At 49.4% G+C, this 19,557-nt stretch carries 17 protein-coding genes and 1 pseudogene; 12 read left to right on the top strand and 6 right to left on the bottom strand.

Annotation, left to right across the window (positions count from 1 at the left end):
* Positions 1-300: 300 nt before the first annotated feature.
* Positions 301-1,602 (bottom strand): tyrosine--tRNA ligase, encoded by a 1,302-nt coding sequence (tyrS, locus tag O9X78_RS16380; protein WP_269620809.1) that lies wholly within the window; start codon positions 1,600-1,602, stop codon positions 301-303.
* Between the two features lie 242 nt (positions 1,603-1,844).
* Here tyrS and O9X78_RS16375 point away from each other — a divergent pair, with 242 nt between their 5' ends.
* Both O9X78_RS16375 and O9X78_RS16370 read left to right on the top strand, forming a co-directional pair.
* The gene (locus tag O9X78_RS16375) at positions 1,845-3,194 is read left to right on the top strand and encodes a peptidoglycan DD-metalloendopeptidase family protein (protein ID WP_269620808.1); all 1,350 of its coding nucleotides are present in this window, start codon (positions 1,845-1,847) and stop codon (positions 3,192-3,194) included.
* Between the two features lie 4 nt (positions 3,195-3,198).
* Positions 3,199-4,314, top strand: a complete 1,116-nt coding sequence (locus O9X78_RS16370; protein ID WP_269620807.1) for an anhydro-N-acetylmuramic acid kinase — start codon at positions 3,199-3,201, stop codon at positions 4,312-4,314.
* Between the two features lie 126 nt (positions 4,315-4,440).
* Here the strand turns inward: O9X78_RS16370 and erpA are convergent, their stop codons facing one another.
* From erpA to O9X78_RS16355, 3 genes are all read right to left on the bottom strand, one after another.
* Positions 4,441-4,794: an iron-sulfur cluster insertion protein ErpA gene (erpA, locus tag O9X78_RS16365; protein WP_269620806.1), complete on the bottom strand. Its 354-nt coding sequence runs from the start codon at positions 4,792-4,794 to the stop codon at positions 4,441-4,443.
* An 88-nt stretch (positions 4,795-4,882) separates the two neighbouring features.
* A complete protein-coding gene (argC, locus tag O9X78_RS16360) occupies positions 4,883-5,923 on the bottom strand; it encodes an N-acetyl-gamma-glutamyl-phosphate reductase (protein ID WP_269620805.1) in 1,041 nt (346 codons plus the stop codon).
* Between the two features lie 15 nt (positions 5,924-5,938).
* Positions 5,939-7,360, bottom strand: a complete 1,422-nt coding sequence (locus tag O9X78_RS16355) for a chloride channel protein (RefSeq protein WP_269620804.1) — start codon at positions 7,358-7,360, stop codon at positions 5,939-5,941.
* A gap of 246 nt (positions 7,361-7,606) precedes the next feature.
* On the opposite strand from O9X78_RS16355, the gene hemJ reads away from it, so the two are divergent.
* From hemJ to O9X78_RS16330, 5 genes are all read left to right on the top strand, one after another.
* Positions 7,607-8,026: a protoporphyrinogen oxidase HemJ gene (hemJ, locus tag O9X78_RS16350; RefSeq protein WP_269620803.1), complete on the top strand. Its 420-nt coding sequence runs from the start codon at positions 7,607-7,609 to the stop codon at positions 8,024-8,026.
* 83 nt (positions 8,027-8,109) lie between these two features.
* Positions 8,110-9,393: a glutamate-1-semialdehyde 2,1-aminomutase gene (gene hemL / locus O9X78_RS16345; protein WP_269620802.1), complete on the top strand. Its 1,284-nt coding sequence runs from the start codon at positions 8,110-8,112 to the stop codon at positions 9,391-9,393.
* Between the two features lie 9 nt (positions 9,394-9,402).
* Positions 9,403-10,413 (top strand): porphobilinogen synthase, encoded by a 1,011-nt coding sequence (hemB, locus tag O9X78_RS16340; RefSeq protein WP_269620801.1) that lies wholly within the window; start codon positions 9,403-9,405, stop codon positions 10,411-10,413.
* 68 nt (positions 10,414-10,481) lie between these two features.
* The gene (locus tag O9X78_RS16335; RefSeq protein ID WP_269620800.1) at positions 10,482-11,219 is read left to right on the top strand and encodes a TIGR04219 family outer membrane beta-barrel protein; all 738 of its coding nucleotides are present in this window, start codon (positions 10,482-10,484) and stop codon (positions 11,217-11,219) included.
* Between the two features lie 112 nt (positions 11,220-11,331).
* Positions 11,332-12,051, top strand: coding sequence for a hypothetical protein (locus O9X78_RS16330; protein WP_269620799.1), 720 nt, complete (start codon positions 11,332-11,334; stop codon positions 12,049-12,051).
* On the opposite strand, the gene O9X78_RS16325 is transcribed toward O9X78_RS16330, so the two are convergent.
* Positions 12,034-12,630: an NUDIX hydrolase gene (locus tag O9X78_RS16325; RefSeq protein ID WP_269620798.1), complete on the bottom strand. Its 597-nt coding sequence runs from the start codon at positions 12,628-12,630 to the stop codon at positions 12,034-12,036. The genes O9X78_RS16330 and O9X78_RS16325 overlap by 18 nt on opposite strands.
* Positions 12,631-12,728: 98 nt before the next feature.
* Between O9X78_RS16325 and O9X78_RS16320 the strand changes: the two genes are divergently transcribed.
* The gene (locus tag O9X78_RS16320) at positions 12,729-13,163 is read left to right on the top strand and encodes a group III truncated hemoglobin (RefSeq protein WP_269620797.1); all 435 of its coding nucleotides are present in this window, start codon (positions 12,729-12,731) and stop codon (positions 13,161-13,163) included.
* A 6-nt stretch (positions 13,164-13,169) separates the two neighbouring features.
* Here the strand turns inward: O9X78_RS16320 and O9X78_RS16315 are convergent, their stop codons facing one another.
* On the bottom strand, positions 13,170-14,330 hold the full coding sequence (locus O9X78_RS16315) for a pyridoxal phosphate-dependent aminotransferase (RefSeq protein ID WP_269620796.1): 1,161 nt from the start codon (positions 14,328-14,330) through the stop codon (positions 13,170-13,172).
* A gap of 206 nt (positions 14,331-14,536) precedes the next feature.
* On the opposite strand from O9X78_RS16315, the gene dksA reads away from it, so the two are divergent.
* The 4 genes and pseudogenes from dksA to O9X78_RS21040 form a co-directional block, all read left to right on the top strand.
* Entirely contained in the window at positions 14,537-14,974 is a 438-nt protein-coding gene (dksA, locus tag O9X78_RS16310; RefSeq protein WP_269620795.1) for an RNA polymerase-binding protein DksA, read from the top strand.
* A 42-nt stretch (positions 14,975-15,016) separates the two neighbouring features.
* Positions 15,017-15,892, top strand: a complete 876-nt coding sequence (gene gluQRS, locus O9X78_RS16305; RefSeq protein WP_269620794.1) for a tRNA glutamyl-Q(34) synthetase GluQRS — start codon at positions 15,017-15,019, stop codon at positions 15,890-15,892.
* A 236-nt stretch (positions 15,893-16,128) separates the two neighbouring features.
* On the top strand, positions 16,129-19,089 hold the full coding sequence (locus O9X78_RS16300; RefSeq protein WP_269620793.1) for an ATP-binding protein: 2,961 nt from the start codon (positions 16,129-16,131) through the stop codon (positions 19,087-19,089).
* 81 nt (positions 19,090-19,170) lie between these two features.
* Positions 19,171-19,434, top strand: a pseudogene (locus O9X78_RS21040) (response regulator); the annotation flags it as partial.
* Positions 19,435-19,557: the final 123 nt, after the last annotated feature.

Below are 19,557 nucleotides of genomic sequence, written 5' to 3'. Positions count from 1 at the left end.
ACCGCCAGGGTTTTGATTTTGCTTAAGTTGTTGCCCTTAAGCGAGGAGGCGTATTATATATACTTCATCCTCAGTAGCAAGTAGTTTTTTAAACTTTCTTACTACCTCAACCGCCTTCTAAATCCGCCTCCCTCACCTCAGTGAAGTCCGCGTCAGCAGTTGAGGAGGCGCATTATAGAGATACGACGATGGGAGTCAACATACTTTTGAAAAGTTTTTTAAAAAGATTTAACAGCGTACAAATTCCAACCACTTTGTTTAACTATCAACCACTTAGCGATGATTTTTTAAGCAAACCGCTCACTTAATCACCAGGAGCTGATGTTTCTTTTTACCCAGCTTCACAAGATAGTAATCTTCGAACAAGGCGTTTGCCAAAGAAAATACACTAGCTAGATTCATATTATCCGCAAGGCCAGTAGCAACGCCGTTGACGAACACGGCGTCTCGACCCAGCGCGTCCTTTATTTGCTTGCCGGCGCCCATGCCAACATCCGCTAACAACTGGGTCAATGCCTTATCTTTCAACTCCTCTCTACAAAACTCAGCTGTCGGCAAACCATCTAATTGCAACTGCTGGAAATCTCGCTCAGACAATTCCGATAATTCGCCGGAAAAAAGCGCCTCAGTAATACGTTGCGCACCAGCAAGCCCATCATCGCCATGTATCAACTGGGTCATTTGTTCAGCAAGTATTCGCTGAGCTGCCGGACGCCCTTCTTCTTTATCCTTTATTTCTATCGCATCGATGTCCGACAGCGATAAAAAAGTAAAGTAACGGAGAAATTTGTATACGTCCGCATCCGCAGTACCAAGCCAGAACTGATAAAACGCATAAGGAGAAGTCTTAGCCGGATCAAGCCAAATAGTGCCCGACTCGGTTTTACCAAACTTGGTGCCGTCGGCTTTAGTGACCAGCGGCATTGTTAAGCCATGCACCGCGGCGCCATGCTGGCGACGGGTTAGATCGACCCCAGCAATGATATTACCCCACTGGTCAGAACCGCCTAACTGCAAGGTACAACCGTATCTATTATATAACTCTGAAAAATCCATCCCCTGTAATAAGGAGTAACTAAACTCAGTAAACGAGATACCCGAACCCTCTCTATTTATACGCTGCTTTACCGACTCCTTAGCAATCATCGTATTTACCGAAAAATGCTTGCCTATATCGCGCAAGAACTCCAGCGCCGTCATAGGGCCAAACCAATCGAGGTTATTCGCCACTTCGGCAGAATTTTCACCACATTCAAAATCGATAAAGCGAGAGACCTGCGCCTTTAACCGATCAACCCACAAGGCAACAACATCAGGCGTGTTAAGTTGGCGCTCCTGCGCCTTAAAACTTGGGTCACCGATCAACCCCGTCGCACCGCCCACAAGCGCAATTGGCTTATGACCCGCCTGCTGAAAACGACGCAGCGCCAACAAAGGAACAAGATGGCCTATATGGAGACTATCTGCAGTTGGGTCGAAACCACAATACAGCGTACGCGCACCCTCAGAAAGATATCCTGATAAGCCGTTTTCACCCGTCATTTGCGCAACTAAGCCCCGCGCCTCTAATTCCGTGAGTAAATCCGCGTTTACAGCTGTCATACACCGACCTTCATATACTAATAGCGCAAACCACCGTATTTAGATGGCCTGCAGAACTGGGAAACTACCGAAGAGTCGGCAAGATACAACAACCGACAACAAATGCAAACCGGGAAGAGCTGACAGATAGGCTCGCTCAAGCTAGAATCTACTTTAAGTTTCGGTTTTTACGGGCTTTAAGCATGCAGTACATTTGCTATACTGCACAAAAAATCACCAACAGGCATATAAGCAATAGAATTATGCAAAAATGGATACCCAAAAGGCATGCCGTCCGAAAAGATAGTGACGGTAAATTTCCGCGACGCCACTTGGCCCTTGCGGCATCGACACTTATCGCCCTTGGCTTATCTTTACTGCTGCTGCCTGGCGAAAATGCCGAAGCTAAACGCACGGCTATCCCGCTAAATTTAGAGCTTAGTCCCGCTAGAGCTGCGAGTAGCCCAGCAGACACAGCACCGCTTCCAATAGAAGAGGCAGAGAAACCCTGGACCGAAGTGCAAGTGAAACCAGGCGATTCATTGTCTGCTATCTTCAGCCGTGCCAATCTATCACCACAAATACTCCATGAACTGCTTACCACTGCACCAAAGGCCAAAGCACTCAACAAAATTCGCCCTGGCCAGCAACTGTCATTCCAGATAGACGATAGTGGCGAACTTACCGCAATGAGCTATCAGCTAGACAAGCTCAATAGCCTCGTTTTCGAACGCGGTGTAACGGGCTTCAACACAACAGAATTGGCAGAAACACCCGAAATCCGACAGCGTGTTGCCAGCGCCACTATTACGTCATCGCTTTACAAAGCCGCACAAGACGCGGGTGTAAATCAAAGCATCATTATGGAGCTCGCCAATATTTTCGGCGGGGTATTAGACTTCGTGTATGACGTACGCAAAGACGATTACTTTATTGTTATATATGAAGAGCTTTACTTAAACGGCGAACGCCTAGGCAGCGGGCAAATACTCGCAGCACAATATTTCAATCAAGGACGCTCTTTTGAGGCCTACCGCTACATCAACACAAAAGGTGACGTTGACTACTTTTCTGAGAGCGGCGAAAGCATGCGCAAAGCATTTTTGCGCGCACCACTGGATTTCACCCGAATTAGTTCTGGCTTCAACCCCCAACGTTTACACCCAGTATTCAAAACCGTACGCCCCCACCGCGGCATAGACTATGCTGCTCCGCGCGGCACACCGGTGTATGCCGCAGGCGATGGGCGCGTTGCCGACGCGGGATACTCAAAAGCCAATGGTAACTACGTGTTCATTAAACACGGCGAAGCCTATATGACTAAGTACCTGCACTTACATAAACGAGCCGTATCAAAAGGAGATCGTGTACGACAGCGTGAAACCATCGGTTGGGTAGGATCAACCGGCTACGCCACCGGCCCTCATCTTCACTATGAGTTTTTAGTGAATGGCGTGCACCGCAACCCCGCAACTATCGTGACCAAGTTGCCACCGCCAACCAAGGTTAATGCTGGCGAAATGCCAATATTCAAAAACCAAATTTCCGGCATGCAACTTCAGCTAAAAACCTACGCTGCGCAGCGGAATTACACGAATGTAGACGCGGGCTAGACAATTGAAATACATAGGCTTGATGTCAGGCACGAGCCTAGATGGAATAGATGCAGCCTTAATCCACGTAAATTCCGACAACAGCATCCATTTTGAGCATAGTATTTCAGCGCCGCTAGCTGCCTCATTAAAAGCGGACATTCTTAGACTTTGCGCTGAAAGCCCCAATGAGATTGAACTGCTCGGCAAGACCGACAGAGAAATTGGTCGCGTTTTTGCCAACGCGGCGCTTCAATTGTGTAGAAGTGCAGATATAGATCCTGCAGATATCACGGCGATAGGTAGTCACGGCCAAACCGTGAGGCACCGCCCGCCAGATGCAGGCAGGCACCACTCAAGCGCATTTACTCTGCAAATTGGCGACCCAAACACTATCGCAGAGATAAGCGGTATAACCACCGTCGCAGACTTTCGCCGCCGTGATATCGCAGCAGAAGGTCAAGGTGCACCGCTAGTTCCCGCCTTTCACGCCGCAGTATTTGCCAGTAAATCCGAAGAACGGGTAATCCTAAATATCGGCGGCATGGCAAATATCAGCCTACTTAAACAAAATGGCGAGGTAACGGGCTTCGATACCGGACCGGGCAATGTCTTGATGGACAGCTGGATACATACAAGCCTGAAACAAGACTTTGATCGCGACGGCAACTGGGCCGCGAGCGGAACCGTCAACACACCGATGCTGCAATGGTTTCTACAGACACCGTACTACGCACAAACTGGCCCGAAAAGTACCGGCAGAGAGCATTTCAATAACTGCACCATTGAAGAGGCGCTGGAGAACTACCCTTCCGTCGCCGCCGAAGACATACAAGCAACGCTGCTAGAACTTACCGCTCGCAGTATTTGCGACGCTATTGATAACACGAGCAAAGAAAATGCCTCGGTATTCCTATGCGGTGGCGGAAGTGCGAATCTAGCGCTACGCAAACGAATTTCTGAACTGCTACCAAACCGAATCGTCACTGACACCAATGCTCTCGGTATCCCCCCAGACTGGGTAGAGGCAGTTGCCTTTGCCTGGCTAGCAAAGCAAACACTGAACAATTTAGCTGGTAACATTCCCGCTGTGACCGGCGCTCGCGGACCACGAATACTGGGCGCAATTTACCCAGCATGAAAAAGCGCAGTCATATTGCTGCGCTTAAATTGATGATTGTTACAACATAAACACCGAGAAGGTGTAGAGGAAATTAGAAAGGAAGCGGAAATAAAAAAGGCCCAACACACGTCGAGCCTATATAACTTAAACCGAAAATGAAGACCCACAACCGCAGGTTGTACTCGCATTTGGATTACTCACCACAAATCGAGAACCTTCCAAACCCTCAGTGTAATCTACTTGAGCACCGTCGATATATTGATAGCTCAATGGATCAACAAGCACGGTTACACCGCCGCGCTGAACCAAAGTGTCATCTTCCTCAGCAATTTCATCAAAGGTAAACCCGTACTGAAACCCCGAGCAACCGCCGCCGGTAACAAACACCCGCAACTTCAAATCATCATTGGATTCAGACTCAACCAAGCTTTTAACTTTGGCAACCGCCTTATCCGTCAATGTTAGTACTGACGGCGTAAACTGTTCAACCGCAGACATATATCACCTCACTACTGCAAAGGTACAAACAAGCACCATAATTAACGTGATTATCGGCTTTTCCGACTAATTCAGTCAAGTATTAACATTAAGGCAGTAAGGCCAAGCCCTGCAGCCCCATCGTTTCAGGCAAACCGAACATCAAATTCATGTTTTGTATCGCCTGACCAGACGCACCTTTAACCAAGTTATCAATCACCGACAACACCACCACAGTGTTTCTATTCTGAGGCCGGTACAACGCGATGCGACAAGTATTCGCTCCCCGCACTGAGCGCGTTTGCGGCAAACTTCCCAAGGGCATCACATCAACAAACGGCGCATCTGCGTAGCGCTTTTCAAACATAAACTGCAATTCATCCAAGGGAACCGCCGGATCAAGCAATTCAGAATACAAGGTTGCATGAATACCCCGAACCTGCGGCAACAAATGTGGGGTGAACGTGAGATTTACCGGCCCACCCGCCGCCAAGGCCAATTCCTGCTCAATCTCAGGTAAGTGACGGTGTCCGGCAACCCCGTATGCCTTAAAGCTCTCGGACAATTCTGCGTATAAATTATCAATTTTTGCCTGACGCCCTGCACCGCTGACACCTGATGCCGCACTGGCAATTAAGCGCTTAGGGTCAACCAACTTCTGTTCAAGTAATGGAATATACCCAAGCTCCACCGCGGTCGGATAGCAGCCGGGACAGGCAATTAACTTCGCATCGCGAATTTTATCAGCATTACGTTCAGGTAAGCCATACACAGCGGTGGCCAACACATCAGGACAAATATGTTTTTCGTGGTACCACTTCGACCAAAGCTCGGCATCTGCAATTCTAAAGTCCGCTGACAAATCGATAATACGCGTACCGGCTGCCAACAATTCTGGCACCATGTTCATAGCCACGTTATGTGGCGTTGCAAAAAACACCACATCACAACTTGCCAAGGACTGCACATCTGGCGCGGTAAAACGTAAATCTACGGCGCCACGTAGACTAGGAAACAATTCATCAACAGCAACGCCATCTTCGGCGCGCGATGTAATCATGGCCACTTCGGCTTCCGCATGACTAGACAATAAACGTAGCAACTCTGCTCCGGTGTAACCTGTACCGCCGACAATTCCAACTTTTAACACCTAAATACTCCTCTTTTAACGCTGTTCTATTTTTTGCTCTGTTACCGCATCATCTGTTGCGGCGACCAACCCCGACTCTTCTTTTTCACGTAGTAAATGATCCCAGCCGCGAACTAAATCCCTTGCCAACACATGATACACAGGCTCAGACATCACTAATTTCGACACTGCAGTACCAACCAACGCACTAACCATTAATGCAGGCAGTATATCGTGATTATTGCCCGTCAGCTCCAGCACGATAACAAACGCAGTAATTGGCCGCTGAACCACACCCGCAAAATAACTCGCCATACCGACCAAAATCAGTGACACCGCCGGCACCTGAGGAAACATAGGCCCCATTGCCGAACCAAGCTCGGCACCTGCCGCTAAACTTGGCGAGAAAATACCACCGGGTATACCGCTAAAATATGTCAGCAAAGTTGCCAGCATTTTTCCACCGGCGGTAAGCCAACTACCCTCAGTTTGCCCTGCCAGTAGAGACTTTGCTTCAACGTAACCGCTGCCCATGGTCAGACCATCCGACAGAATGGCCATGCCCGCTAAAAAAATACCAATAACAAATGCAACCCGCAGCGGCCTTTGCATGACTAATGGCGCCATTGCCCGATTACCCTGCACCAAGAACAGACTGAACAGCCCGCCCAATAGTCCGCAGCCCGCACTGACACCAATGATATATGGGTAATCCGCCAGGGGCATTGCCGATACTTCTGGCACCCCAAAATAGCTGTAGTGCCCAGCAAACGCTAAAACAACCACCCCCGAAAGGATAATCGCCATAATAAATGTACCGGTGGTTCGCGCTTCCATGGACTGCTGCAATTCTTCAATTGCAAACACAATCCCCGCCAGAGGGGCATTGAACGCAGCGGAAACCCCAGCCGCACCGCCAGCCACAATCAAGCTGCTTTCAACCTGCCGCTGCTTTAACTTCGCCCATGTGCCAAATTTATACATGAGCGCGGCACCGACATGAACACTCGGCCCCTCACGCCCTACCGTTGCACCTACCAACAAACCGGCACAGGTTAGCAGGACTTTCAATGTTGCTACCCGAAAAGAGAGAAATGGCCCACGGAGCCAGTGGTAGCTTTGTTTGTGCGCCAATAGCACCTGGGGAATACCACTGCCTCGCGCTGCTTTACCCCCTAAGTTCATTACCCACACAATCGCCATCAGACCCAGCGGAGTAATTAACAAGAAAGCATATGGATATCTGTCGAACATTTGCTCAGTTAGCGAGAAGCTCTCTTCAGACAGCCACGCAAATCCCTGAATTACCAAACCAACCGTTAAGGCGCCGAACCAAAAAACACCGCGTGTTTTCCAGTCCTCAAGTGTGCCGAGTTGGCGGCGCGTGTGGCGATTACCCAAGGTCCACCACAGGCGCAGTCTGCGAGCTGTTTGGGTACGTTTGCTATTGGTGTTCATGTAATAAAGGGCCTGTGCAGGCGGCTGAGCATAAAGAGAATGCGCCAGATAAAAATAATACGGCGAGCCGCAATTGGCTGACTTATATTGTATGCTAATTCACAAGCAACACCCAGCACCCAGAAATGTGATTTTACTATGCCCCTATGATGGCAAGTGCCAAAACAGCGGATAAGCCGCTATATTATGCCCGCCTCTTTTTTCCGGTGTCGCATTAGCCATGTGTTAACAATTTAGGATCTCGACATGCTTTGGTTAAAAGCCTTCCACATCATTGCCATTATCTGCTGGTTTGCCGGTATTTTTTATCTGCCGAGGCTATTTGTGTACCACGCTATGGCAGAAGACCAAGCAACCCGTGATCATCTTAAAATTATGGAGCGCAAGCTCTATCGCTTCATCACGCCTTTTGCGTTTTTAACTGTATTTTTTGGCTGTCTACTGATCGCGCAAAACACCAACTACTACCTTCACGCAGGCTGGCTACACCTCAAAATACTGTTTGTTATTGGCCTTATTGCATATCACTTATATTGCGGGCATTTAGTTAAAAAATTCACCAACGACCAAAACCAACGCAATCACGTTTTTTATCGCTGGTTTAATGAGGCACCTGTCATCGCCCTGTTTGCGATAGTAATATTAGCGGTGCTAAAACCCTTTTAAGCGCTAAAAATAAGTGCACTAGCGATAATCCACCCAGCGCGGGATAATACCCGCCTTCACTTTATGCCACTAAGATTTTTTATATGACTAGCTCCGAGCAATTATTTGAATCCGCCCGCCATCGCATCCCCGGCGGCGTCAACAGCCCAGTGCGCGCATTTAAAGCGGTCGGCGGCACTCCAATCTTTATCGACCATGCCTCGGGCCCCTACCTTTTTGATGTTGAAGGTAAAAAATATATCGATTACGTGCTGTCATGGGGACCAATGCTTCTCGGCCACGCCCACCCAGATGTTATTGCCACCGTCACTGCGCAACTTCAAAAGGGACTGAGCTTTGGCGCACCAACAGAGATTGAAACCCAGCTAGCTGAAAAGCTCTGTAGCATCATGCCAGGCATGGACATGGTTCGCATGGTCAACTCCGGCACTGAAGCGACCATGAGCGCTATCCGTCTTGCTCGCGGGTATACCAACCGCGACAAAATCATCAAATTTGAAGGTTGTTATCACGGCCATTCAGATTCGCTACTCATCAAAGCTGGCTCAGGCGCACTCACTATGGGCGTGCCCAGTTCACCTGGCGTTCCTGCGGCGCTGGCTGAGCACACCATTACCCTAACTTACAACGACATCGACGGTGTCCGTGCTGCATTCGCCGAATACGGTGATCAAGTTGCGTGCATTATCGTCGAACCCGTTGCAGGTAATATGAATTGCGTGCCACCCATACCTGGCTTTCTAGAGTGCCTTCGAGAGTGCTGCGACCAAAACGGCACGGTTTTAATTATTGATGAAGTCATGACCGGCTTCCGCCTTGGCTTACAAGGCGCTCAGGGCTATTACGGTGTAGCAGCAGATATCACCTGCCTTGGCAAAGTAATTGGCGGCGGTATGCCAGTTGCCGCATTTGGCGGTAAACGTGAGATCATGGAATACATCGCACCCAGCGGTCCCGTGTATCAGGCCGGAACGCTTTCTGGAAACCCCATCGCCATGGCCGCCGGACTCTGCATGCTCAAACACATCGAGCAAGACGGTTTTTATGAGCCTGTTTTTCAAAAGACCGACAAACTGGTGAAGGGCTTAAAAGAGCGCGCCAGCGCGGCGGGTATCCCAATGACCAGTAATCACGTCGGCACCATGTTTGGGGTATTTTTTACAGACACAGAGCACGTCACCAACTACCAGCAAGTTATGGCCTGCGACACTGAACGCTTCAACCGCTTTTTTCACGGCATGTTAGAAGGCGGAGTCTATCTTGCTCCGGCCTCTTATGAGGCGGGCTTCCTGTCCGCCGCCCACACGGACGCAGATATTGATGACACGCTAGACATTGCCGAACGTGTTTTTAAAACCCTACGCTGAGAATCCACTATGACGATATCACTACAGCGAGGCGCCTTCCCGAGCACCCGTTTACGCCGTATGCGAGCAAACGACTTCACGCGTCGACTGATGCGAGAGAATCAGCTTAGCGTCAACGACCTGATATATCCGATGTTTGTCTGCGAAGGCCAGAATGATCGCCAGTCTATTGGTTCAATGCCCGGCATCGAACGCCTAAGCCTTGATCTGCTGGCAAAGGAAGTAAAGTTACTTGCCTCGCTCGGGATTCCAGCCATCGCCCTATTCCCCGTGGTCGGCACAGAAAAAAAATCGTTGCTGGCTGAAGAAGCTTACAACCCCAATGGGCTGGCGCAAAACGCCATCAAAGCGATAAAAGACGCCGCCCCTGAAATTGGTGTGATTACCGATGTGGCCTTAGATCCCTACACCACCCACGGCCAAGACGGCATCATCGACGCGAACGGTTATGTGCTAAATGATCGCACTGTTGAAACGCTATGCTTGCAAGCCAAAGCCCAGGCGGATGCGGGTGCCGATATCGTCGCCCCATCAGACATGATGGACGGCCGAATTTGCGCTATTCGCAAAACACTTGAAAGCGCCGGGCACATCAACACCTGCATCCTGAGCTACGCCGCAAAATATGCCTCGGCATATTACGGGCCTTTTCGCGACGCGGTTGGCTCGGCGGGTAATTTAGGCAGCGGCAATAAATACACCTATCAAATGGACCCCGCCAATAGCAATGAAGCACTTCACGAGTGCGCCCTTGATCTAGCAGAAGGTGCGGACATGATTATGGTCAAACCCGGCATGCCCTATCTTGATATCGTCCGTCGCGTCAAAGAAGAGCTCGCCGTCCCTACGTACGCCTATCAAGTGAGCGGCGAATACGCCATGCACTGCGCTGCATTCGAAAACGGCTGGCTGGAAAAAAACGTCGTGATGATGGAATCATTGCTGGCGTTTAAACGCGCAGGCGCTGATGGGATATTGACGTATTTTGCCAAAGACGTGGCATTATTACTGAATAACTAGTATTTACGCTGTCACACTGAGCGCTTATCGTTAGCTCGGATAAAACAATATATTACAGGGGATCTACCATGCAAAAACGACTGATAGCCTTGGCTATATTCGCCGCAAGTGCATCTATTGCAACACAGGCCGATATTATTGGTGCTAGCGCTGGTGCCTACATGTGGAAACAAAGCTGGGACGGCGATGTTAAAGCCGGTTCGCAAAGCGTCTCAATGAATGACGACCTCGGCTATGATGATGAAACTGGCAAAAGTTTTTACGTCGCACTAGAGCATCCAATTCCTGTTTTACCGAATATTCGCCTTCAGCGTACCGACTTAGACATCACCGAAACCGGCACGCTTTCAAAGAGTTTCACCTTCGATGGCAAACCTTACGTGCAAAGTGAAAACGTTAACTCTACCACCGACCTGACTCACACCGACGCTACGTTGTACTACGAGATTTTAGACAATTGGGTAAATCTTGATGTTGGTTTAACCGTTCGTATGTTCGATGGCGAAGTTAGTATCAAAGGTACCAGTGGAGAAGGCTCAATCGACATTGACGCCCCAGTACCTATGGCCTACGTCAATGCACGTTTCGATCTACCGCTGACTGGGCTTTATGCAACAGCACTGGCAAACGTGATCTCCTACGGCGACAACAGCGTTACCGATATGAGCGTAGGCCTAGGTTATGAGTTTGGCGTTATCGGCCTTGAGTTAGGCTACCGCAACTTCGATGTCGATCTCGAAGATGACGATGAAGAAGCTAAAGTGACTGTAGATGGTTACTTTTTGGGTGTTGTAATAGACATTTAAGGCCCGCCATAAAGAGGCTATTAAAAAAGGCGCAATTTATTGCGCCTTTTTTGTTTAAAATTGGTCTACTTATTTACCACTAACAACCATTACCCCGAATGCACCCAAGAACATGACAAGCACTATATTAAAAACGCTCCCCGTCATTGGCGGGCTCATACTTAGCCCCATCGTTTCGGCCTGCGAATGCCTATGGGAAGGCCCATTCAAATCTGTCTACCCAGACACCGACCTTGTGGTCTACGGCGAAGTCCGCTCGGCACAGGGCAATGGTTTTGATTTGGTCATTGACACTATTCTTCAAGGCAGTGAATACCGAGACGAAATTCGTATTTGGGGTAAAAAAGACGACTTATGCAGACCAGATGCCAATGAGTTCCCCCCAGGCAGTCGCTGGGTTATGGCCCTCAAGCGCATAGAGAATCCGCCCGAAGACGCATTCGATCCCTTTAAAGCAAATATCAGTTTTGGCCGCCAAGATGACTTTAGTCTGTCCAGCTGCGGCGTCTATTGGTTACCGGTGAAACAACAACGTGTTTCAGGAAATATATTGGACGGTTCACGCTGGCAATACCTAGACAGCAAAAAAACGCCGATCATCATGCCGGTGTTTGAAGCGTGGATGAGAAGTATTCTGCCCGATGCCGCTATCGCGGAAGCTGCTAAGCCGCAAACCCGCGCGCGACAACTACTAAACGAAACCAAGATTCATCTTTGGGAAGAACAGCGTAACCCACTGCCAGATGCCGAAGATCTAGACTTTCGACCACCCAGCAGACTGGACGACATAGCGCCGCCTGCGGAGGGTGATGCGTCAAACGAGACTGAGTAGTTCGTCCAACATTTTTAAAGACATGCCCCAAATACGACGCTTACCATAAAAATAGCACGGCAATGTAAGAGTCAATTTTCCGTGACCATATTCCATTGTTTCGCGCCGCTCAGCGTCCATTAAAAAACTCAAGGGAATCCAAACTGCCTCTGCTACCTCGTGATTTGCCTCAATACTAACCGCGGTATGCAATCTAAATACGTAGGGGGTAACTACCATAGGCTGCCGCCCAGAATGGGGCCGGCTGACAATATCGGATAAACGACCAATACAATGACCCGCCTTATCTAAATAGATACCGGTTTCTTCCTCTGTCTCTCGAATTGCCGTGCGCAGTCCAGTTATATCGCCGCGATCCATTCTGCCGCCGGGAAACGCCATATGCCCAGACCATGGATCACCCTCGCGGTCAGCTCGCTTAATCATCAATATTTCAATATGGTCATTCAGCTCTCTTAATATGATTGCCACTGCGGAACGCTTTACCCAACGCCGCCACCATCGCTGGCGAGGTTTAAAATCATCTAAGCGCGCGACTATATGCTGCAGTGCCACCGCTTCTACTGCCTTACCTTTCAATGCAATCCCCTTAAGACCAAGCCAACTAGCTATATACTACCATCCACACCAAGCTTCTCCGCGATGACAAACTCACCTCGCCACACAAAGGTAGATTTATGCAGCCGACGAAAACAGATATTGCAAGCCGCGATGATCTCGACATACTACTCAGGCACTTTTACGGCGATGTCTTAACTGACCCGATCATTGGTTTTTACTTTACCGACGTCATACCCTTTTCACTAGAAAGCCACCTACCCCGCGTTATTGATTTTTGGGCTCAGCTACTTTTTAAGGAAATACGCTATAAAGGGCAGCTTTTTGAACGGCACCAATATATACATCAACAAGCAGGACTAAGCGAACACCACTTTGCTCGCTGGTTACACCTACTAACTAGCAATATTGATCGACACTTTGAAGGCCCAAATTGCGCAACCATGAAGGCTAGAGCTAAGCGTATTGCGCATTCGATGGCCACAGCGCTTGCGCAAAATGCACCCAGTAATACTGAGATTACCGGCCTGCAATTTTATACGCCGCCGGCCTGAGGGGTCCTAGCCGTATAATCGCCGCAGCCTAGTCACCGCCTCCTCTAAGCGGGCCATCCCCGTGGTGTAGGCAAAACGTACATGTTGGTCTGCTTTATAACGCCCAAAATCTTCACCGGGGGTAATCGCAATTCCATGATTTTCTAATAAATCCAAACAAAAATTCTGACTATTGGTTTTGAATCGCTCGATGCCCGCATAGAGATACAAGGCACCTGCCGGGCAATGGGGAATATCAAATCCTAACTCACGCAAGGCCGGCAAGAGATAATCCCGTCGCGCTGCAAATTCATCTCTGCGCCGATTCAGCTCTACCCGGGTTTCTGGCTCAAACGCCGCCAACGCGGCGTACTGCCCCATTGTTGACATTGAAATGAAGAAATTCTGCGCCAACTTTTCTAAATGAGGCACGGCCTCTTCTGGCGCAACCAGCCACCCCAGGCGCCACCCGGTCATTCCGAAGTATTTAGAAAAACTATTGATAACAAAGGCCTTATCGGTAATCGACAAAATACTCGGCGCATCGACCCCATAATTCAAGCCATGGTAGATTTCATCCACCACCAAATAACCCTGTTTTTGCGCACACAAATCGTAAAGACCGCGCAATTCAGGGGCCGTTAAAATTTCGCCACTAGGGTTGGCGGGGGACGCCACCATAATTCCCCTGGTATTAGCCTGCCAATGCTGCTCGGCCTTTTCTGCGCTCAGCTGAAATCTATCCTCCGGCCCCACAGGCACGAGCTGCCCCTCGCCGCCCACCAAACTCAAGAAATGGCGATTGCAGGGATATCCAGGGTCAGTCATCAACATACCCTCACCCGGATTAACCAATAAGCCAGCCAGAATCAATAAGGCGCCAGACGCCCCCGGGGTTATCATGATACGCTGCGGCGAGATGTCTAAGCCGTAATCGCTGCGATAGTATTTAGAAATGGCCTCACGCAATTCGGGAATCCCCGCTGCCGGCGTGTAATAGGTCTCACCACGCGCCAAAGACGCCGTCGCTGCGCGAATAATGGGCTCGGCGGTTCTAAAGTCGGGCTCGCCCGCCTCCATATGGACAATATCACGCCCCTCAGCGGCCAATTGTTTAGCACGAGTTAGCACCTCAACGACACGAAAGGGTTCGATATCCGCAAGGCGGTGCGCAAAATTATTAATCACCTATACTTCACCTATTAGCCAAAAATTGGAGTGTAGCTTTATCCGCACCGTCTTAACATCACCACAACAGGCTACTAGATACACTTATGATGAATTTCGTGTAGCGCGAGAGAGACATATCTGGTAGTTTTGCCGGTTTGGCGACACAGCGTCGTCGCGCATGTCCGCAGTTTGCGGTTAACGGCTTGTACAGAAGAGGGCCAGCCATGCCTGCACAGCAGAGTAACACAGAGAATTTAAAGACCTTCGTCCCCTATGTAGAAAAAAAGGGCGAAGAATATATGAACGACAATCAGAAGGAGCACTTCCGTCAGATTCTGCTTACTTGGAAGTCTGAATTAATGGAAGAAGTTGACCGCACTGTAAGTCACATGAAGGACGAAGCAGCAAACTTCCCTGATCCCGCAGACCGCGCGACTCAGGAAGAAGAGTTCAGCCTTGAGCTGCGTACCCGTGATCGCGAGCGGAAGCTTATCAAGAAAATTGACTCTACGCTGAATTTGATCGACGAAGATGACTACGGCTTCTGCGACACCTGTGGTGTCGATATCGGAATCAAACGCCTAGAAGCTCGGCCAACGGCAACTTTGTGCATCGACTGCAAGACACTCGATGAAATCAAAGAACGCCAAGAACGCGGCTAATATCCGGGGCGGCAATAACTGTCGCCCTAGCCGAGGCTTTATATGTCAGCTTCTCATACCGGCTATATCGGCCGGTTTGCTCCCTCACCTAGCGGACCATTACATCTAGGCTCTTTATTAACCGCAGTAGCTAGCTATTTAGATGCTCGCGCAAATCACGGTCAATGGTTATTGCGCTTAGAAGATATTGATCCTCCGCGCGCGCAAGAAAACGCTGAAAACCTCATCATCAACAGTATTACAGCCCACGGTTTACATTGGGATGGCGACATAGTGTGGCAAAGTCAGCGCAGCAATCATTACGACAATGCACTGAATCAACTACTACACAATCACGATGCATATTACTGCAGTTGTTCTCGGTCCCAACTCGCCCAATACGGCGGAATTCACCCGAACCAATGCGTTACTCCCTTTGTCACGGGTGACGCGGCGATCCGCCTAAAGATCAAACAGCCTGACACAAACTTTTTAGATCGCGTGCAAGGCGCGCAACACTACATCACAAATCAGATAGGCGATCCTGTACTCAAGCGGCGAGATGGCTTGTACGCTTATCAACTTGCGGTGGTTGTCGATGATGCCGAACAGCACATTTCTGACATTGTCCGTGGTGTCGATTTAATAGACGCAACAGCATGGCAAATTCACTTGCAACGCGCGCTCCACTTGCCTTCAATTCGCTACCTCCACCTTCCTGTGATTGTGGGTGACGATGGCCATAAACTCAGCAAGCAAAGTTTTGCGCCAGCCATCGATAATCAATGCGCAAAAGAAAATCTACGCATTGTACTTGCATACCTGCAGCAACCAACGCCGCCGGAAGAACTCGGAATTGCAGAACTACTGCAATGGGCAACCGCACACTGGCGGGTAGATCACATACCAACACAAACAGCACTTCCTCTGTTTGGCTAGCGCCCAATACTTTGCAGTTTTACAGTAGCTCCAGTAACATCAGTGCGACTATGAAAACCTCGCGGTCACCATGCAAATTCATTCATCCCTGCTTCTTTTAGCAACCTTTACTTTTATCTACGCGCCGACCTTAGGTCGCTGGCTCAATGACGCCAGCAATTTATGGTATCGCCACCACCTGATCTGGCTGCTGGTCATTATTTTTGTTTTTCTAAGCCTCCACAAACAGCGCCGCAATGATTCTTAGCCTAAACGCCCTATTTTTTATCGGCATTGGATACCTGCTACTTCTCTTTGCCATCGCCTATGCGACCGAACGACAATTATTGCCGACACGCCTTGTTAATCATTCCAGCGTCTACGTCTTGTCTCTCGGGGTTTATGCGAGTGGCTTCGCCATTTATGGTGCCGTTGGTTTTGCGGATCGCTATGGCTACAGCTTTCTCAACTACTACATCGGTATCTCTGCGGCCTTAATTCTGCTGCCAATACTGTTGGCGCCACTCCACCAAATATGTAAAAGCTACCGCCTGAACTCACTGGCAGATTTGCTCAGTTTCCGTTTTCGCAGCTCATGGGCTGGCTCACTTGCTACCATTTTTTTGGCCCTGTCCGTTTGGCCTCTGCTCGTCATTCAAATCCAAATCGTCTCTGAATCGACATTTATATTAAGCGCAGGCGACAGTGACATCACCCAAGCTGACAGCACCTTCAAAAATCTAGCCGGACTGCTTTTTTGCACAGTAATCACCATCTTTACCATATTATTTGGTTCACGGAACCTCGCCTCAAAAGACAGCCACCGAGGCCTAGTCGTTGCACTAGCCTTCGAATCTATAATAAAAATGCTCGCCATTGTGATAATTGGCGTGATGGCGGTAATGTCTGTATTCGGTGGTTTCGACGGTCTTCAGCAGTGGCTAAATAGCCACCCCAAAATACTAGAAAAGTTGAGTACACCGCAGTCAGGCGACACCAATAGACTGATGCTAATTACCTTTTTCGCCGCATCAGTTTGTATGCCGCATGTCTTTCATATGCTATTTGCAGAGAACCCCAGCCGTAAAAACCTGATCTCTGCAAGCTGGGGACTGCCGCTGTTTTTACTGGTTATGAGCTTACCGGTACTGCCCATACTCTGGGCTGGCCAAGCATCCAATCTGACACTGCCAGCAGACTACTTCGCGCTCGGCCTATCACTCAATATAGACAAGCCCTGGTTAAGCATACTGATATATCTGGGCGGCCTATCCGCTGCCAGTGGCGCCATTATTGTTACCACCCTCGCGCTTGCCTCGATGAGCCTAAATCACATCATATTGCCAATACTTCGCCCCAAAGGCAGAAATGTAGATATCTATCGCTGGTTACTGGTAACACGGCAATTACTGATCTGCGCAATCATTCTTATCGGCTATATTTTTTACGAACTCATTGGTGAAACTAAAACCCTCACCAATCTTACAATGACCTCCGCCGCCGGCTGCCTGCAGTTCCTACCCGGCGTGCTCGCCGTACTCTACTGGCCCAAGGCCAATCGCAACGGCTTTATAAGTGGATTAATCGCAGGCTTTAGCGTGTGGATAATCGGTCTACTTATCCCAATGTTCGGTGATTTCCACCCTGAGTTTTTAGAAAAATTCTACATTAATAGCCTAGATCCAGATCTTTTTTGGGTGGCCGTTGCTAGCATATCATTAGGTTTAAACTGCGCTTTCTTTATCGTTGTATCTATACTTAGCGAAACCTCGGCAGAGGAACGTAGTGCCGCCGAAGCATGTACCCTAGACGATCTGAATCGCCCGAGCCGCCACACACTAAACTTACAGAGCGCAGCCGAGATAAAACTACGCCTACAGGAAGCACTGGGGGATCACGCCGCAGCACAGGAATTTAAACGTGCCTTAGAAGAGCTACAACTTAGCGAACTCGAGACACGACCCTACGCATTGCGGCGAATTAGAGACAGGATTGAAATCAACCTTTCTTCATTAGTCGGACCGTCAAGCGCACGGCGGGTCATTGATCGCGTGCTCCCCTACACCAACAGTATTTTAGGAAGCAGCGAAGACATTACCTATATTGAAGAGCGCTTAGAACGATATCAGACAAACTTAACCGGCCTTGCCGCCGACCTAGACAGCCTCCGTCGCTACCACCGCCAAACTCTTGAAGATCTGCCTATTGGTGTATGCGCACTCGGCAGAGACCAAGAGATATTATTGTGGAATATGTCGATGGCAGATATCACCGCCATCAAGTCTGCAACCGTAACCGGCTCTCGCCTGAACGGCTTGCCAGAACCTTGGGCAGGCTGCCTAATCAGCTTTTTAGACAGCAGCGACCTGCACCGCAGCAAATTTTGCGTGGAAACGGAGCAAGGCCTGCGCTGGCTCAACTTACATCGCACTGAATCTCAGATGCTAGGCCGAGATGAGTTGATCATCGTGGTAGAAGACATTACCGACACACAATTACTCGAACATGAGCTGACTCACCAAGAACGCCTAGCATCAATTGGCCGCTTGGCAGCTGGCGTAGCGCATGAAATAGGCAATCCGGTAACAGGTATTGCGTGCCTAGCCCAAAACCTGCGCTACGAAACCGACAACCCAGACACACTAGAAACGGCCTCTCAAATCGTTAAACAAACCCAACGTATAAGCAGCATTGTTCATAGCCTTGTCAATTTTGCCCACACCGGCCGCGAAGACCCCACTCAAGCCACAGAAGCCGTCAACATTCGCAGCTGCGTATCGGAAGCCGTGCAACTATTAAGCCTCGACAATGAGGCTCGCCAAATCCACTACAACAACAACTGCCCAGCGGATATTATCGTTGCTGGTAACAGCCAACGGCTAATGCAAGTCTTCATAAACCTGCTATCCAACGCCAGAGATGCCAGTAGTGACGACGCCATGATAACCATCGACGCGATGAACAATGATCTCGAGGCCCACATTACAGTTACCGATCAAGGCTCAGGAATCGACCAAAAACTGCAAGACCGGATATTTGAACCCTTTTTCACCACCAAAGAGCCGGGCAAAGGCACCGGCCTAGGGCTCGCACTGGTTTACAACATTATTAATGATTTAGGTGGTGACATTAGCATTGAAAGCCCGGTACCTGAATTAAGCAATCACGGCACGCGAATTCATATCCACCTCCAATTAAACCAAGCTGAGCCGAACTAGAATTATTCTGCCGATCGCGTTATGTTGTTCGGCTACGCGCCTGTTCGATAGAGATCGCTGTACGAACCCACGGAGAGATTTATGCCCAAAATCCTAATAGTCGAAGACGAAGATGTCATCCGTCTGGCACTGCGGCGCCTGCTCGAACGAAATGACTATCAGGTGGATGAGGCGGATTCAGTCCAAAAAGCGCTGAGTACTTATAACGTCAACGACTACGCGTTAATCATCAGTGATTTACGCCTACCCGGCGCGGCGGGTACTGACCTGATCAGTAAAACAGAAGCCCCCGTCCTAATCATGACGAGCTACGCCAGCTTGAAATCTGCCGTCGATTCGATGAAAAAAGGCGCCATCGACTACATCGCGAAACCATTTGATCACGATGAAATGCTCGAAACGGTTGAGCGTATTATTAGCAGCACCAGCGGCGAACGTCACACAGACAAACCCGAGCCAAGCAGCAGC

The organism is Zhongshania aquatica (genome assembly GCF_027257955.1).
Taxonomy (GTDB): domain Bacteria; phylum Pseudomonadota; class Gammaproteobacteria; order Pseudomonadales; family Spongiibacteraceae; genus Spongiibacter; species Spongiibacter aquatica.
This window is presented reverse-complemented; position numbering and strand designations above follow the sequence as displayed.

Bases quoted from the DNA above. Each gene is read 5' to 3' on its own strand.
- tyrS (WP_269620809.1), bottom strand. From the start codon at position 1,602: ATGACAGCTGTAAACGCGGATTTACTCACGGAATTAGAGGCGCGGGGC.
- O9X78_RS16375 (WP_269620808.1), top strand. From the start codon at position 1,845: ATGCAAAAATGGATACCCAAAAGGCATGCCGTCCGAAAAGATAGTGAC.
- erpA (WP_269620806.1), bottom strand. From the start codon at position 4,794: ATGTCTGCGGTTGAACAGTTTACGCCGTCAGTACTAACATTGACGGAT.
- O9X78_RS16355 (WP_269620804.1), bottom strand. From the start codon at position 7,360: ATGAACACCAATAGCAAACGTACCCAAACAGCTCGCAGACTGCGCCTG.
- hemJ (WP_269620803.1), top strand. From the start codon at position 7,607: ATGCTTTGGTTAAAAGCCTTCCACATCATTGCCATTATCTGCTGGTTT.
- hemL (WP_269620802.1), top strand. From the start codon at position 8,110: ATGACTAGCTCCGAGCAATTATTTGAATCCGCCCGCCATCGCATCCCC.
- hemB (WP_269620801.1), top strand. From the start codon at position 9,403: ATGACGATATCACTACAGCGAGGCGCCTTCCCGAGCACCCGTTTACGC.
- O9X78_RS16335 (WP_269620800.1), top strand. From the start codon at position 10,482: ATGCAAAAACGACTGATAGCCTTGGCTATATTCGCCGCAAGTGCATCT.
- O9X78_RS16330 (WP_269620799.1), top strand. From the start codon at position 11,332: ATGACAAGCACTATATTAAAAACGCTCCCCGTCATTGGCGGGCTCATA.
- O9X78_RS16320 (WP_269620797.1), top strand. From the start codon at position 12,729: ATGCAGCCGACGAAAACAGATATTGCAAGCCGCGATGATCTCGACATA.
- dksA (WP_269620795.1), top strand. From the start codon at position 14,537: ATGCCTGCACAGCAGAGTAACACAGAGAATTTAAAGACCTTCGTCCCC.
- gluQRS (WP_269620794.1), top strand. From the start codon at position 15,017: ATGTCAGCTTCTCATACCGGCTATATCGGCCGGTTTGCTCCCTCACCT.
- O9X78_RS16300 (WP_269620793.1), top strand. From the start codon at position 16,129: ATGATTCTTAGCCTAAACGCCCTATTTTTTATCGGCATTGGATACCTG.